The organism is Streptomyces sp. NPDC014991 (assembly GCF_043080665.1).
GTDB lineage: Bacteria > Actinomycetota > Actinomycetes > Streptomycetales > Streptomycetaceae > Streptomyces.
Map to the genome: position 1 here is coordinate 1 of NZ_JBIBVY010000016.1, position 14958 is coordinate 14958.

13 protein-coding genes are annotated in these 14958 nt (G+C 73.8%); 3 read left to right on the forward strand and 10 right to left on the reverse strand.

Features of this window, described 5'->3' with window-relative positions:
* Window positions 1–150: 150 nt before the first annotated feature.
* Genes ACF1BE_RS23705 through ACF1BE_RS23720 form a run of 4 tightly spaced genes read right to left on the reverse strand, consistent with a single transcriptional unit; the run spans window position 151 to window position 4923 of the window.
* Entirely contained in the window at window positions 151–1302 is a 1152-nt protein-coding gene (locus tag ACF1BE_RS23705) for a hypothetical protein (RefSeq protein ID WP_392201016.1), read from the reverse strand.
* A gap of 46 nt (window positions 1303–1348) precedes the next feature.
* Window positions 1349–2287, reverse strand: coding sequence for an N-acetylneuraminate synthase family protein (locus ACF1BE_RS23710; protein WP_121787242.1), 939 nt, complete (start codon window positions 2285–2287; stop codon window positions 1349–1351).
* A 12-nt stretch (window positions 2288–2299) separates the two neighbouring features.
* Window positions 2300–3562: a cytidylyltransferase domain-containing protein gene (locus tag ACF1BE_RS23715; protein ID WP_392201017.1), complete on the reverse strand. Its 1263-nt coding sequence runs from the start codon at window positions 3560–3562 to the stop codon at window positions 2300–2302.
* A 23-nt stretch (window positions 3563–3585) separates the two neighbouring features.
* Window positions 3586–4923, reverse strand: a complete 1338-nt coding sequence (locus ACF1BE_RS23720) for a DUF6716 putative glycosyltransferase (RefSeq protein WP_392201018.1) — start codon at window positions 4921–4923, stop codon at window positions 3586–3588.
* A gap of 198 nt (window positions 4924–5121) precedes the next feature.
* On the opposite strand from ACF1BE_RS23720, the gene ACF1BE_RS23725 reads away from it, so the two are divergent.
* From ACF1BE_RS23725 to ACF1BE_RS23735, 3 genes are all read left to right on the forward strand, one after another.
* Entirely contained in the window at window positions 5122–6099 is a 978-nt protein-coding gene (locus tag ACF1BE_RS23725) for a glycosyltransferase family 2 protein (RefSeq protein WP_392201019.1), read from the forward strand.
* Window positions 6096–7430 carry an alpha-2,8-polysialyltransferase family protein gene (locus ACF1BE_RS23730; RefSeq protein WP_392201020.1) on the forward strand — a complete coding sequence of 445 codons (1335 nt, stop codon included), beginning with the start codon at window positions 6096–6098 and terminating at the stop codon, window positions 7428–7430. The genes ACF1BE_RS23725 and ACF1BE_RS23730 overlap by 4 nt, the downstream gene beginning before the upstream one ends.
* Window positions 7431–7660: 230 nt before the next feature.
* The gene (locus ACF1BE_RS23735) at window positions 7661–8857 is read left to right on the forward strand and encodes an acyltransferase family protein (RefSeq protein ID WP_392201021.1); all 1197 of its coding nucleotides are present in this window, start codon (window positions 7661–7663) and stop codon (window positions 8855–8857) included.
* 19 nt (window positions 8858–8876) lie between these two features.
* Here the strand turns inward: ACF1BE_RS23735 and ACF1BE_RS23740 are convergent, their stop codons facing one another.
* The 6 genes from ACF1BE_RS23740 to ACF1BE_RS23765 form a co-directional block, all read right to left on the reverse strand.
* Window positions 8877–10457, reverse strand: a complete 1581-nt coding sequence (locus tag ACF1BE_RS23740) for a methylmalonyl-CoA mutase (RefSeq protein WP_392201022.1) — start codon at window positions 10455–10457, stop codon at window positions 8877–8879.
* Window positions 10458–10768: 311 nt separating this feature from the next.
* Entirely contained in the window at window positions 10769–11911 is a 1143-nt protein-coding gene (locus ACF1BE_RS23745) for a hypothetical protein (RefSeq protein WP_392201023.1), read from the reverse strand.
* The gene (locus ACF1BE_RS23750) at window positions 11911–12573 is read right to left on the reverse strand and encodes an RNA polymerase sigma factor (RefSeq protein ID WP_392201024.1); all 663 of its coding nucleotides are present in this window, start codon (window positions 12571–12573) and stop codon (window positions 11911–11913) included. The genes ACF1BE_RS23745 and ACF1BE_RS23750 overlap by 1 nt, the downstream gene beginning before the upstream one ends.
* 544 nt (window positions 12574–13117) lie before the next feature.
* On the reverse strand, window positions 13118–13666 hold the full coding sequence (locus tag ACF1BE_RS23755) for a hypothetical protein (protein ID WP_392201025.1): 549 nt from the start codon (window positions 13664–13666) through the stop codon (window positions 13118–13120).
* 117 nt (window positions 13667–13783) lie between these two features.
* A complete protein-coding gene (locus ACF1BE_RS23760; RefSeq protein ID WP_392201026.1) occupies window positions 13784–14425 on the reverse strand; it encodes an RNA polymerase sigma factor in 642 nt (213 codons plus the stop codon).
* Between the two features lie 141 nt (window positions 14426–14566).
* A complete protein-coding gene (locus ACF1BE_RS23765; RefSeq protein WP_392201150.1) occupies window positions 14567–14908 on the reverse strand; it encodes a DUF6278 family protein in 342 nt (113 codons plus the stop codon).
* Between the last annotated feature and the right edge of the window lie 50 nt (window positions 14909–14958).

Below are 14958 nucleotides of genomic sequence, written 5' to 3' on the forward strand. Positions count from 1 at the left end.
GCGGGCGCCGCATGGCCTACCCGAGCGGGGTCCGGTGCGTGCAGCTGCAAGGCGGAGGAGGGCGTCGACGCGGAGCGTCGACAACCGACGACAACACCGCAGATGCGCGTGCCGGACCCCGCGACCCCGGCATGATCCGAACGAGAGGGCCTAGGCCGGGCTGACCGCCGTCAGCCGGTGGACGTCACGGGCCGTGCCCGTGACACCGGACAGGAAGCCCTGGGCCCGTGGTGAGGCGGTGTCCGTGAGCCAGCTGGGGTCGATGTCGCACACCGCCACGCGGACACCGGTGCCGGCCAGGGCCAGCGGGAGGGTGTGGACGACGGTCGAGGGGAAGCTCAGGACCGTACGGCCGATCGGGCCGCGGCGGGCGATCAGTTCCAGCGGGAGGTCCGGGCGGACGATCTCCAGGCCGGTCCCGGCGGCCAGCCGGTGCAGTTTCTGGGCGCTCTCGCGGCGGTGGGCGAAGTAGCGGGTGGCGCCGTGGGCCCCGGCCAGGTCCCGGACGGCCGTCAGATAGCGGTCGCCGTCCACGACTCCGGTCTCCACCAGGGAGGTACCGACCAGGTCCGCGCCCTTGGTGATGCGCGGCGGGCCGAAGCGGGCGCGGGTCCAGGCGAAGTCGTTGGCGGTGACGGTGACGCCGTCCGGGGTCTCCGTCACCGGCATGGAGGAGAACACCTCCACCCGGCGGCGCGCGCTGGGGGTGAGCCGGCGGCGGGCCGAGGAGGACACCGGCGCGAAGAGCAGGTCGCGGGCGCCGGGACGGCCGCCCTTGCGGTGCCAGCGGACCAGTCGTTCCCCGCGGGCCAGCTGGGCGACGAACTCCATCGTCGCCGTGCCGTCGTCCACGACCACGAGGTCGCGGGCGCGGGTGATGGTCAGCAGGAGCTGTACGTAGCGGGAGAAGGGGTCGCCCATCACGATCCGTTCGGCCCGGCGCAGGGAGCCGGCCAGGCCGCCGACGGTGTGGAAGGGCGCGGTCGTGCCGCCCCGCGCCTCCTCCCAGCGCACCCGGTACCCCTCGTCCCGGGCCAGGTCGGCCATGCGGCGCAGCTGGCCCCGGGTCATGGGGTCGGTCGGGGACAGGACGACGAGGGTGAGCGGCGCGCCGGCCGGCGGCGCCGGTTCTCCGGCCGCGGGCCGCCCGGCCCGGGCGGGCAGGGCCGGGCGGGCCTGCCCGGTGGTGCCGTGCAGGCCGTGGGCGTGCGCCCACTCCAGTACGTTCAGCAGCTGTACCGGGCTCTCCACGAAGGCGAGCGTGTGGGCGGGGTGGCCGGGGTGACCGGCGCGGGGGCTCATCGGCGTACGACCGTCCCATCGTAGGGCAGTAAGGCGGTCAAGGTGCTCAGACCGAGACCGGTTCGCCCGCCGCCGCGGCGATCTCCGCCTCGGCGACGGCGCCGGCGACGCGACGCAGCTTCTTCATGGGGCCCAGCTCGGAGTCGTAGACCTTCTTGACGCCGTCGCCGAGGGAGGCCTCGATGGTGCGGATGTCGCGGACCAGGCGGGTCAGGCCCTGGGGTTCGACGGAGGCGGCCTGGTCGGAGCCCCACATGGCGCGGTCGAGCGTGATGTGGCGCTCGACGAAGACGGCGCCGAGGGCGACGGCGGCCAGCGTGGTCTGGAGGCCGGTCTCGTGGCCGGAGTAGCCGATCGGGACGTTCGGGTATTCCTTCTCCAGCGTGTTGATCACGCGGAGGTTCAGCTCCTCGGCCTTGGCCGGGTAGGTGGAGGTGGCGTGGCAGAGGAGGATGTTGTCCGAGCCCAGGACCTCCACCGCGTGGCGGATCTGCTTCGGGGTGGACATGCCGGTGGAGAGGATGACGGTGCGGCCGGTCGCACGAAGGGCGCGCAGCAGCTCGTCGTCGGTCAGGGAGGCGCTGGCCACCTTGTGGGCCGGGACGTCGAACTTCTCCAGGAAGGCGACGGCCTCGGTGTCCCACGGGGAGGCGAACCAGTCGATCCCCTTCTCCTTGCAGTACTCGTCGATCCGGCGGTACTCGTCCTCGCCGAACTCCACCCGGTGGCGGTAGTCGATGTAGGTCATCCGACCCCAGGGGGTGTCGCGCTCGATGTCCCACTGGTCGCGCGGGGTGCAGATCTCCGGGGTGCGCTTCTGGAACTTCACGGCGTCGCAGCCGGCCTCGGCGGCCACGTCGATCAGCTTGAGGGCGTTCTCCAGCTCACCGTTGTGGTTGATGCCGATCTCACCGGTGATGTAGACGGGGCGGCCGGGGCCGGCCTCGCGCGAGCCGAACGTGCGCAGACGGGAGTTGGTGCTCATCAGGGGATGTCCTTACTTGGGGAGGGAATCGAGAGAGGGGCCGAGGATCCAGCTGGCGATCTCCCGGATCGCGCCGTCACCGCCGGGGACGGTGGTGACCGCGCGTGCGGCGCCGCGTACGACGTCGTGGGCGCTCGCGACCGCCACGGGCCAGCCGACGAGGGCGAAGCACGGGAGGTCGTTGACGTCGTTGCCGACGTAGAGCACGCGCTCCGGCGCGATGCCCTGCTCCTCGCACCACTGCTTCAGCGCGAGGTCCTTGCGGTCGATGCCGTGCAGCACGGGGACGCGCAGCTTGCGTGCGCGGGCGGCGACGACCGGGTTCTGTTCCGTGGACAGGATCAGCAGCCTCAGGCCGCTCCTGCGGAGGGCCGCGACGCCGAGCCCGTCGCCGCGGTGCACGGCGACGAACTCCCGTCCGTCGGAGTCGATCAGCACCCGGTCGTCGGTCTGGGTGCCGTCGAAGTCGAGTACGACCGCGTCGACGTCGTCGGCGGTCGGCAGCGCGCCGGGCCGGTCAGCGTCGAAGAGGGGGGCGAGGGCGCGGGCCCGGGCCAGGTCGTGCGGGTCGTCGATCTCCAGCACCCGGGCCGGGTCGGTGCGGACCAGCTCGGTACGGCCGAAGAAGCGGTGGTGGTGCCTGCGGAAGCCGGCCGCGTCCATCGCGTAGGCGGCGCCGGTCTCCAGCAGGTCCTGGGGGCGGTCCTGGCGGCGGGGGCGGAAGGACTTGTCGTGGTTGACGCCGTGGCCGCCCGCGCCGCTGGCGGCGTCCGCCGCGTCCGCCGCGTCCTCGGCGTCCTCGGCGTCCCGCCACAGGAAGCCGTGGAAGGGGGCCACGGTGACGGCGGTGTCGGCGCCGTTCCCGGCGACGGCGGCGGCCACCGCGTCGATGTCCTCACGGACCAGGAACGGGCTGGTGCACTGCACGAGCAGCACCACGTCGACGGCGGCGCCGTGCAGCGCTTCGTGGAGGTCCAGGGCGTGCAGGACGGCGGCCTCCGAGGTGGCCGTGTCGCCGGCGATGACGGCCGGCCGCAGCACGACCTCGGCGCCGGCCTCGCGGGCGGCGGCGGCGATGGCCTGGTCGTCGGTGGACACGACGACGTCGGTCACCAGCCGGGCCGCCCGGCACTCGCGCACCGCGCGCGCCACCAGCGGGACACCGCCGACGGGGGCGAGGTTCTTGGCGGGCACGCCCTTGGAGCCGCCGCGCGCGGGGATCACCGCGAGCACCCGGCGGACCGGGGTGCCCGGTCCCGCTTCCGAGTGGGACATGGGGTCTACTCCTTGGGAAGAGGTCACAGCTCGCCCATCCGCCGGATCACCGGGGCGACCCGCTGGACGCCGTGCCGGTAGGCGCCGCGCGCGGCCCGGCGCACGATCTGGCGGACGGCTCCGGGCGTCTTGTCGGCAGCGGGCGCGCCGGGCAGCGGTGCGCCGTCGGGGCCGAGGTGGTGGCGGGCGAGGACGGCGGGCAGATAGCCGGGCGCGGTCTCGGGGGTGTAGTAGGGATTCAGGGGCGGCAGGTTCCCGGACCGCTCCAGCAGTTCGGCGATGCGCGCGCGGGCCGCGTCGAACGCGGTGGCGTACGACCCCGCGCCGGAGGAGGTGCCGCCGGGAGCGACGCCCTGCCGGGCCACCCACTCCTCGTCCGGCACCGGCTGGTGCCCGGCGTCGAGCTGGTTGAAGGAGGCGAGGCAGCCGGAGCCGGTGAAGTGGTGGTTGCCGAGCGACTCGCGCACCCCGAGGTCGGTGAGGACCGCTGTCGGCACGCGGCGGTGCAGGGCCTCCAGGGCGGCCGTGGAGCTGACCGTGACCAGCAGGTCGGTACGGTCCAGCACGTCACCCATGTGCCCGTACACCAGGTGGAGGTTGGCCGGCAGGTCGAGCCCCTGGACCAGCTTCTGGTACGGCAGTTCCTCGATGTGGGTGGTGTGTTCGCCCGGCTTGGAGCGCAGCTTCAGCAGCACCTCGCGTTCGGGGTGCTTCCGGGCGTGCTGGATGAGCCGGCCGAGCAGGTAGGTACGGTCCCGGCGGTTGTCCGGGACGGACGGCTGGGCGGCGAACACGACGGTGTAGGGCTCGTGTCCGCCGGTGTAGGGGGCACCGCCGAGGAAGGGCAGCGCGACCTCCGTGACGGCCGAGGCGTCGGCCCCGACCCCCTCGTACACGGCCCGGAACCGGTCCGCGTCGTGACGGGAGTTGGCGAGGACGAGGTCCGCGCCGTGCCGCAGCAGCAGGCCGTCGGTGAGCTTCTCGTAGACGACACCGACGTAACCGGTGACGACGACGGGCCGCCTCCCGGGACCCCAGGCGTTCCTGAGCCCGTGCAGTACGGCCTGTACGCCGCCGCCGACCAGGGCGAGGACGAGGACGTCGTACCGCTCGCCGGGGTCCTCGGTCATCGCACGCAGGAACTCGACGGCGGTGACCTCACGGAGGGAGTCCGCCTGGACGCCGATCTCGTTCAGCTGGCGGGCGGTGGGGGTGGCGCGCCCTCGCAGGAGGTAGCCGTCGAGCCGGACCTCGGCAGCCGGTGGAGTGAGCCGGCGCGCGGTGAGCGCGCCCCACTTCCACCGGGTGTCGGAGTCAGCCAGGACGGCGACCCGCAGGGACTTCGTTGCACTTGCTGGCACGCCGAAGACGCTAGGAAGCCATTCCGAGGTTCCGCCCAACCCGGGCGCAACAAACGGTTAACAGCACATCGCCGAATGGGGAATCGGGCCGTGATCCGCTGCGGAACAAGCCTGGTTCACAGCTTCGCCATGTGTCGTTCACCGGGTATCAAGCAGACGGTCAAGACGAATGACGGGCCGCGCCCTAACGTCCCTGACGTGGTCAAGCTCTCCGTCATCGTGCCGTTCTTCAACGTGCAGCAATACGCGCCCGACACGCTCAGGAGCCTGAGGGCGAACGCGCGTGAGGACTTCGAATTCATTCTCGTCGACGACTGTTCCCGGGACGGGACACCAGAGATCCTCGCGCACGCCGAGCGCGAGCTGCCGGGCGCGGTCCTGGTCCGGCACGAGCGGAACGGAGGTCTGGCGACCGCGCGCAACACCGGTATCGACCGGGCGCGCGGCGAGTACCTGACGTTTCTGGACGGCGACGACTGGCTCGCCGCCGGTTACCTCCCGCGGCTGGTCACGGCCATCGAGGAACTGGGCTGTGACTTCCTGCGCACCGACCATGTGCAGTGCACCGCCCGGTCGCGCAGCGTGCACCGGGTGCCGGTGGGCCGCCGCAACACGGTGCTGAACCCGCGGGAGGCGATCCTGCCCGCCGACCGCTCCACCTCCGTGGACTACGCCTACGCCTGGGCGGGCGTCTACCACCGACGGCTCCTGGACAAGGGGCTGCTGCACTTCACCGACGGGCTGCGCACAGCCGAGGACCGCCCGTGGATCTGGAAGCTGCACCGGGAGGCGGAGTCGTTCGCCGCGGTGAGCCTGCTCGGCGTGTTCTACCGGCGCGGGGTCGCCTCGTCGCTCACCCAGATCGGTGATGTCCGGCAGCTCGACTTCATCCGCGCGTTCGACCAGGTCGTCGCGGAGACCGCGGCCGACCGGGAGGCCGGCGCGCTGCTGCCGAAGGCCGTCCGCACCTACTGCGCGATCATCTCCCATCACCTGGGATCCATCGAAAGGTTCGAGCCGGCGGTGGCCAAGCAACTGAAGTCCCTGAGCGCCGCCGCCCTGCGGCGCATGCCGCAGGGCGTGCTGGACGAGGCACTGGACTCCATGGACCTCCAGCGCGCCACCCGGCTGCGCCGGCTGCGCCGCCGTCCCGCCGCCGTGGGAGCCGCCGCGTGACCACCCAGATCTTCCAGGCGTCGACGCTGTACGGCACGGCCACGCTCGCCGCCGCCCTGGACTCCGGCTGCTTCCGCCCGGCCGACCGGCGCGTCCTGTTGGTCTGCAACAACGCGGCCACGCCCGAGACCTCGCCCTCCCTGGACGAGATGCCGGGCTTCGAGCGGCTGCGCGACCGGTTCGACGACGTGGTGTCGTACAACGCGGCGATCTTCCCGTTCCACCCGGGCGGCTGGGCCCCCCGCGGGGACGACCTGCCGCTGTGGGAACGGTATCTGCGCCACGAGTGGCGGCTCGGCGCCGACGACGTCGAGCTGGCGGTCGAGTCGATCCAGGTCAGTCCGTCACTGGCGCTCGCGCAGATCTTCACCGGCGCCCCGGTCACCGTCTACGCCGACGGCCTGATGAGCTACGGCCCCACCCGCAACAAGATCGACCCGCTGGTCGGCACCCGCGTGGACCGCGTCCTGCACCTGGACCTGGTGCCGGGCCTGGAGCCGCTGCTGCTCACCGAGTTCGGCGTGCCCGGCGAGATCCTGCCGTCGCCCGCCTTCACCAAGGTGCTCGCCACGCTGGCCTCCTCCGGCGAGGAGCTGCCGGAGATCGAGGAGCCCGCGCTGCTGCTCGGGCAGTACCTGTCCGCGCTGGACATCCTCACCGCCGAGCAGGAGGAGGACCTGCACGTGCGGATGCTGAGGGGCGTCGCCGGCCTCGGGCACATGAGGGTGGTGTTCAAGCCGCACCCGTCCGCTCCGGCCCGCTTCGCCCGCTCCCTTGAGACCGAGGCGGAGCGGCTGGAGATCGAATTGACCGTCCTCGACACGCCGGTGCTCGCGGAGGTGCTCTACCAGCGGATGCGGCCCGCGCTGGTCGTCGGCTGCTTCTCCACCGCCCTGCTCACCGCCTCCGCGCTGTACGGCCTGCCGGTCGCCCGGGTGGGCACCGAACTGCTGCTGGAGCGGCTGGCGCCGTACGAGAACAGCAACCGCGTCCCGGTCACCGTCGTGGACGCGCTGCTGCCCGAGCTGACCGACCAGGCGGCCGTCGCAGGGCAGCGCCGGGGCATGGACGTGGAGACGCTGGGCGCGCTGGTGCGTGCGGTGGGCTTCGCGATGCAGCCGAAGATCCTGCCGGGGCTGCGCGCGGAGACGGAGAGCTGGCTCGGTGAGAACCTGGACGAGCGGACACTGCGCTACTTCAAGCGCAGACGGCTGACCGCGCTGGCCCTGCCCGGTGGGGTGCCCGCCCAGCTGGCGTTCATCCCGCGCAACGCGACGGTACGCCGGGTGGCACGCAAGGCGCGCAGTCTGCGCAGGTCCGTTCGACGCTGAATTCCCTTCCGCATGGCATTGCCGGCGGTTTTGCGGGGCGTGGCCGGGCGGGTGGCCGGGCGGGTGGCCGGGCGGGTGGGAAAAAGGGAAGTGAGAACGAAGAACGGGTTAACGGACAGGGGCGGCCGGACGAACAGTTCCCGGGCGGCGGAAATACCGCTCGACGTGCCACGGAAATTCACATGAATATCCGAGTCGGGCAACGTTTGTTCGCTTGAATGCCGAGCATCATGCCTTCTTCGCCCACCACGCTCACCGACGCCGCGCCGGCGCCCGGGACGACGCCCGCCCCGTCCGTCCCCGGCCGCCGCCAGGACCGCGGCCGCCTGCTCGCCCTGGACGGCCTGCGGCTCGTGGCCGCCCTGATGGTCTGCCTCTACCACTACGCCGGGCGCGGCGGCGCGGTCTCGGCGTCCTGGCACCAGAGCCCGGCCCATGTCTTCCCGGCCCTGTCCCAGGCGGCGACCTACGGCTGTCTGGGCGTGCAGTTCTTCTTCGTCATCAGCGGTTTCGTCATCTGCATGAGCAGCTGGGGCCGCACCCTCGGCGACTTCTTCCGCTCCCGCGTCGCCCGCCTCTACCCCGCCTACTGGGTCGCCCTGGTGCTGGTCACCGCGGCGGCCGTCGTCCTGCCCGTCGTCGTCCACCCGGTCCGGACGGACGAGTTCCTCGTCAACCTGACGATGCTGCAACAGCCGATGGGCGTCACCCGCGTCCTCGGCGTGTGCTGGACCCTCTGGGCCGAGGTGCGGTTCTACGCGCTGTTCGCCCTGTTCGTCGTCGCGCGCGGTGTCACCTACCGCCGGGTCGTGCTGTTCGCCTGCGTCTGGACACTGGCGGCGGCGGTCAGCCGCACCTCCGGCAACGCGCTCACGGACCAGCTGCTCATGCCGGAGTACGCCCCCTTCTTCATCGGCGGCCTGGCCCTCTACCTGATCCACCGTTTCGGCAGCGACCTGCTGCTGTGGGGCATCGTCGCGGTGTCCTGGCTGCTCGGGCAGAGCACCGCCACGAGCGGCCTGTGGCACGCCGGCGCGCACGGCGACTTCCACCGGGACCCGCACGTCATCCTGGGGATCGTCACCCTCGCCTTCGGGGCGGTGGCCGCCGTGGCACTGGGCTGGACACGGTGGGCCTCCTGGCCCTGGCTGGTCACGGCGGGCGCGTTGACGTACCCGTTCTACCTGGTGCACGAGCACCTGGGCTGGTTCGTCATCCGGGTGCTGCACCGGGGGCTCGGCCTGCCGCCGTGGCCGGCGCTCGCCCTGACCGTGCTGGGCATGCTGCTGCTGGCGTGGCTGATCCACCGGTGGGTGGAGCGACCTTTCGGTCCGCGCCTGAGAAGGGCGCTGAAGAGGGCCGGCGCACCGGCGGTCCCGCGGGAACCCACCGCCCCGGCGGAACGCGCGCCCGGCGGCGGGCGGTGACGGAGCGGGACCGCTCGGCTCAGAAGGTGTCGGGGGGTGTGTGGGTCCCCCAGACCTGCCGGAGTGCCCCGCACACCTCACCGACGGTCGCCCGGCCCCGCAGCGCCTCCTTCATCGGGTACAGCACGTTGTCCTCGCCCTCGGCCGCCCTCTTCAGCGCGTCCAGTGCCGAGTCCACCGCCCCCTGGTCCCGCCCGGCCCGCAGTACGGCCAGCCGCTCGGCCTGCCGTGCCTCGATCGCCGGGTCGACCCGCAGGGGCTCGTACGGCTCCTCCTCGTCCAGCCGGAAGCGGTTGACGCCGACGACCACCCGCTCGCCGGAGTCGGTCTCCCGGGCGATGCGGTACGCGTTCCGTTCGATCTCGGCCTTCTGGAAGCCCCGCTCGATGGCCGCCTCCGCGCCGCCCAGGTCCTCGACCTTCCGCATCAGGTCCAGGGCGGCCTCCTCGATGTCGTCCGTCATCCGCTCGACCGCGTAGGAACCGGCGAACGGGTCGACCGTCGCCGGTACGTCCGTCTCGTGGGCGAGCACCTGCTGCGTCCGCAGCGCCAGCCGGGCGCTCCTGTCCGTGGGCAGGGCGATCGCCTCGTCGTAGGAGTTGGTGTGGAGGGACTGGGTGCCGCCGAGGACCGCGGCCAGGGCCTGGACGGTGACGCGTGCCAGGTTCACCTCCGGCTGCTGGGCCGTCAGCTGGACCCCGGCCGTCTGTGTGTGGAAGCGCAGCATCAGCGACTTCGGGTTCCGCGCGCCGAAGTCGTCCCTCATCACCCGGGCCCAGATCCGCCGCGCGGCGCGGAACTTGGCGACCTCCTCCAGCAGGGTCGTGCGGGCCACGAAGAAGAAGGACAGGCGGGGCGCGAAGTCGTCGACGTCCATGCCCGCCCCCACCGCCGTACGGACGTACTCGATGCCGTCGGCGAGGGTGAAGGCGATCTCCTGGACGGGGCTCGCGCCCGCCTCGGCCATGTGGTAGCCGGAGATCGAGATCGTGTTCCACTTCGGGATCTCGGCGGTGCAGTACCGGAAGATGTCCGCCGTCAGCCGCAGCGAGGGACGGGGCGGGAAGATGTACGTGCCCCGCGCGATGTACTCCTTCAGCACGTCGTTCTGGACGGTGCCCGTCAGCCGGTCCGCCGCCACCCCCTGCTCCTCGGCCACCAGCTCGTACATGAGCAGCAGCAGCGCGGCCGGCGCGTTGATCGTCATCGACGTGGAGACCTGGTCCAGCGGGATGCCGTCGAACAGCACCCGCATGTCCTCGACCGAGTCGATCGCGACGCCGACCCTGCCGACCTCCCCGTGCGCGAGGGGCGCGTCGGAGTCGTGGCCCATCTGGGTGGGCAGGTCGAAGGCGACGGAGAGGCCGGTGGTGCCGTGGGCGATCAGCCGGCGGTAGCGGGCGTTGGACTCCGCGGCCGTGCCGAAGCCCGCGTACTGGCGCATGGTCCACGGGCGGCCGGTGTACATGGTCGGGTACACCCCGCGGGTGAAGGGGTAGGCGCCCGGGGCGCCCAGCTTCCCGTCCGGGTCCCAGCCGCTCAGCTCGGCCGGCCCGTAGACCGGCTCGATCGGCAGGCCCGACTCCGACTCACGCGCCATGGATGCCTCCGCAGTACGACCCCTGCTCCTCACCATGCCCTGCGGTCCGGCGCCGGTCACGCGGGGAGCATCGCCGGGGGGACGGGTGAGCGGTGGGGAGGGGAGCTGCGGGGCGCGGGCGGGACCGGGGGAACGTGTCCCGCCCGCGCCAGGTGCACGAGCCGTGGGTACGGGGGGAACCCCGGCTCGGTGCGACGGCCGATGACCAGTCGGCTCACTCTGTACTGCGTAAGCCGCTCCAGAAACGTCACACCTCGCGCCGAAAAATTTTCGGCGACCGCGAAAACGCAGGTCCGGCGGGGTTGCGTCGGTCAGAGCGCGGTGTATGTGGGAGTCGGCGACGGGGCCGCCGGGGTGTGGGCCCGCCCGCCGGGGTGCGCCGGGGCGTAGACGGAGGGCGCGGGGACGGCGCCGCCACGGTGTCGGCCGCCCTTGCCGCCGCCCGTACCGCCGTCGTCCTTCCCGTGGCCCTCGCCGCCGCCGTCGCCCTTGTCCCCGTCCTTGCCCTTGTCCCCGTCCTTGCCCTTGTCCTTGCTGCCCTTGTCCCCGCCGTTGCCGTTGCCCTGGCCGGTGGTGTTCCCGCCGCCCGTGCCGCCGGAGCCGGAGTCGGTACCGCCCAGCACGACCTTGCAGTACTTGGCCACGCGGGCTGAGCCGCCCGCCAGGTTCACCAGCACGCGCTTGCGGCCGGCGTCCAGTTCCCGGCCGTCCCGCAGGACCCGGCAGGCCGCGGCGGCGCCGGCCCACCCGGTGCCGGACGTCGCGGAGGGCACTCCGGAGCCCGGAGCGGCGCTTCGCCGGGTGCCGTCGGCCGGACCGGACGACTCGCCGGAGGCGTCGGCCCGGCGGTCTCCCGGGCCGACGCCCGGCGCGACCGTGCCCGGGGCCGTACCCGTGCCCGTCGCGTAGTCCGGTGTGGTCTGCGGGGACGCCGGGGCGAGCGGCTCCTCGGAGGTCCCGTCGGCGGGGACGGACGCGGCGGGTCCGGGCTTCCCGTCACCGAACGGTGTGGGCAGCACCCCGCTCCCGGCGGCCACGGCGACTCCGCCGAGCGTGCCCGCGGCCACGGCCGCGGCGAGCGCCAGGCGCACCGGGCGGCCCCAGCCGGGGCGCCGGGACGGCATTCCGGTACGGGCCCGGGCAGCGATGCGGACCAGGCCCGCGTCGGCGCACGGCACGGACGCGCGGGCGCCGCCGGACGTGGGTGCGGCGGCGGTCAGGCCGGCGTCGGCCGCTTCGCGGGTCTTGCGGAACGCGGCCAGGGCGGCCTGTTCACCGGGCAGCTCGCCGGTGTCGGGGGCCGCGTCGGCGGACAGCCCGGACAGCGCGCCGAGCGCCTGGGAGAGACGTTCGGCCTGGTCACGGGCGCTGGCGTCGACGGCTTCCGGGGACTCCCCGCGCAGTAGGCGCTCCGCCGTCGCACGGTTCAGCCACCTGTACTGCTCGTCGGCCATCACATGTCCTTCTGCGTCCGCGCACGCGTATGCGTCACAGTTGCGGACGTCACCGCGCCACGGTGTGGTTCTCGCTGGGGCGGAAGCGCGTCGAGCCCGCCCGCCGATTCCGGATCCGCGCCGATCAGCTCCGCGAGCCGCTTCAGACCGCGGTGTGCCGCGGTGCGGACGGCACCCGCGCGCTTGCCGAGCGTCTCGGCGGCGGTCTTGGCGTCCAGGCCCACGACCACGCGCAGGACGACCGCCTCGGCCTGGTCCTGCGGGAGGCGGGCGATCAGGGAGAGGGCTCTGTCGGTGGTCAGGGCCTCGATGGCCTCGCCGGCCGTGTCGGACTCGGCGGCCCGGCCGGTCAGCTCCGTCTCGTCGCCGCCGATGGCAGGACGGCGGCCCCGCATGCGTATGTGGTCCAGCGCGCGGTTGCGGGCGATCCGGGCGGCCCAGCCGCGGAACCGGTCGGCGTCCCCGCTGAAGCGGGCCAGGTCGCGGGTGATCTGGAGCCAGGCCTCGGAGGCCACGTCCTCGGCGTCCGGATCACCGACCAGCGTGCGTACGTATCCGAGCAGCCGGGGATGCACCGCGCGGTACACCGCACGGAACGCGGTCTCATCACCGGTCTGTGCCGCACGCACCGCGGCGGTCAGCTCCGCGTCGTCCCCCAGCACCGCACTCCCTTTACGCCTGTCTTCGGTCGGCGCGAAAGGCACGTTACGGCGTGAAACCGCCTCTCGTCCATGTCTGTGGAAGCTGCAACTAACTCGTGACCGGGTTCCGGTGGCGCACGGTGAGGTCCGGCTGGGGCGGTGTGTGCCCGAGGTGTGGCGGGGTGTGACAGAAACCGTGTGCACGGCGCTGATGAGAGTACGGGCCGTGCGCGGCCCGTCCGCGCGACGGCCGGGGCCTCTCCTGTGGGGGGTGGCGGCCCCGGCCGTTGCCTTCGCGGAGCCGCCGGTGCCTACCGCTTGCCGCCCGCCGAGCCGGCCGGCTTCCCCTGGCCGCCGTTCCCGCCCTTGTTCCGGCCCTGGCCCTGATCCTGGCTTCGGTCCTTGCCGGTGGCGCCGGGACCGCCCGCCTCGCCGGCCGTCCCTTCCCGCGCGCGTGCCGCCCGGGCGGCGCAGTAGGCCGCGACCTTCTCCGGGCCGCCCGCCGCCGTGACCAGCCGCTGCCAGGCCGTCGCCGCCAGGGCGACACGCCGCTTCCCGGCCCGCGCTAGGCGCGGCAGTGGGCCAGGGTGTCCCGGGCGGTGGCCGGGTGCCCGGCCGGTGGCGTGGCGGGGTCGGCGGAACCGCCGTCCGCCCGCTCGGCTGCCGGGCCGTCGGCCGACGCGGCCGGGGTGCGTGGGGCGGTCGGCGACGGGTGCGCGGGGCGCGGGGCGTCCCGGCCGGCGTCCGTGCCGGACCCTGCGGAGCCGATCGCCGCGACGGCGACCCCGCCCAGCGTGAGGCTCGCCAGGGCCAGTGAGAGCGTGGTCCGCAGCGAGCGGCGGGTACGGCGCGGCCGTCCGGGCCGCCAGTCGTCCCGGGCCCGGGTCCGCGCGTCGTGCGCCCCCGCCGCGCGGGCGGCCCGGAAGGCCGCGACGGCGCTGCGCTCGGCCTCTGGGTCCACGGCGTCCGGGCGCAGGGCGGCCCCGAACCGGGTCTCGAACCCGTCGTCCGGCTGCGACGCGGCGGTCCGCTGGGGCGCGGATACGGGGGCGCCGGCGCCAGGGTGCGCGGACCGGCGGCCGGGCAGCCCCTCGCCGCTGTGCCGATCACCCATGCCCGTTCCTGCTCCCGTTCCCGTCGCTGTGCCCGCACGCGTCCGGCCCGCCCGGACACCCGCACACCGGCCCGCACGCGCCGCACGCCTGTTCATACGTCCCGCGGGCCGTGGCGTTCATCCCGACTCCCCCAGCGCGGGGGTATCGCCATCCGTCACACCGCCGCCGGTGCCGTCCGCGGGGCGTGGCGCGCCGAGCCGGCGGGCCAGGCGGCGCAGGCCCCGGTACGCGGACGTGCGGACCGCGCCGGGTCGCTTGCCCAGGACGCGGGCGGCGGCCGGTGCGTCGAGGCCGACGACCACCCGCAGCAGCACCGCCTCGGCCTGGTCCCGGGGCAGCGCCCGCACCAGTTCCAGCGCGCGGGCGGTGGACAGCGACTCCAGGGCCTGGTCGTGGGTGCTGTGCGGACCGGGCAGCTCCAGGGCGTCCGGCCCGAGCTGCGCCGCCCGGGGCCGTACCCGCTGCCGGCGCAGATGGTCCAGGGCGCGGTGCCGGGCGATGGTCGCGGTCCAGCCGCGGAAGCCGGCGCCGTCGCCGCGGAACCGGCCGAGGTCCCGGGCGATCTCCAGCCAGGCGTCGGAGGCGACGTCCTCCGCGTCCTCGCCTACCAGGCCCCGCAGATAGCCCAGCAGACCGGGCTGCACGATCCGGTAGGCCACCGCGAAGGCGTTCTCGTCACCGTCCTGGGCCCGCGCGACGGCCGCGCCCAGCTCCGCGTCCCGCGGCTGCGGGCGGCGGGGTTCCCCTCCCTGGCCCAAGACCGTCCTCGTTCGTGCCGAGTTCCTGGCCACTGCGTGGCGCCTGCCTCACGGTCCGACACGTCAGGCCGTGTCACCGCCCTTCACGATCATCAGCGTCGGCCCGGACGGAAGTGTCACAGCGGGGCGGGGCGGGGCCGGTCAGCCGCGGGCGGTCGCGTCGCGGCACAGCAGCCGGAGCGAGCCGTGACCGCCGAAGCAGCGGCGGGCCTCGTCGACGGGGTCCCACAACCGGCCGTCGGGGGTGCGCACCCAGTGCTCGCCGCCGCTCGCCCACCACTCGGCGCCGGTCTGGCGGACGATCACCTCACCGGCGTAGGCGCCGAGGTCGCGCAGCACGTTCTCGACGGCCGCGTACGGCGGCTCCTCACGGCGTATCTCCTCGATCATCCGGTCGACGCGCCACAGGCTCTGCGCCGAGTAGTCGAGCCGGACGCGGGCGCCCTCGCGCATCGTGGCCACCGCGTCCGCCGCCCACCGCACGGGCTTCGCCGCGGCCTGCGGCCTGGTCTCCTGCCGCGCCGTCGCGTACG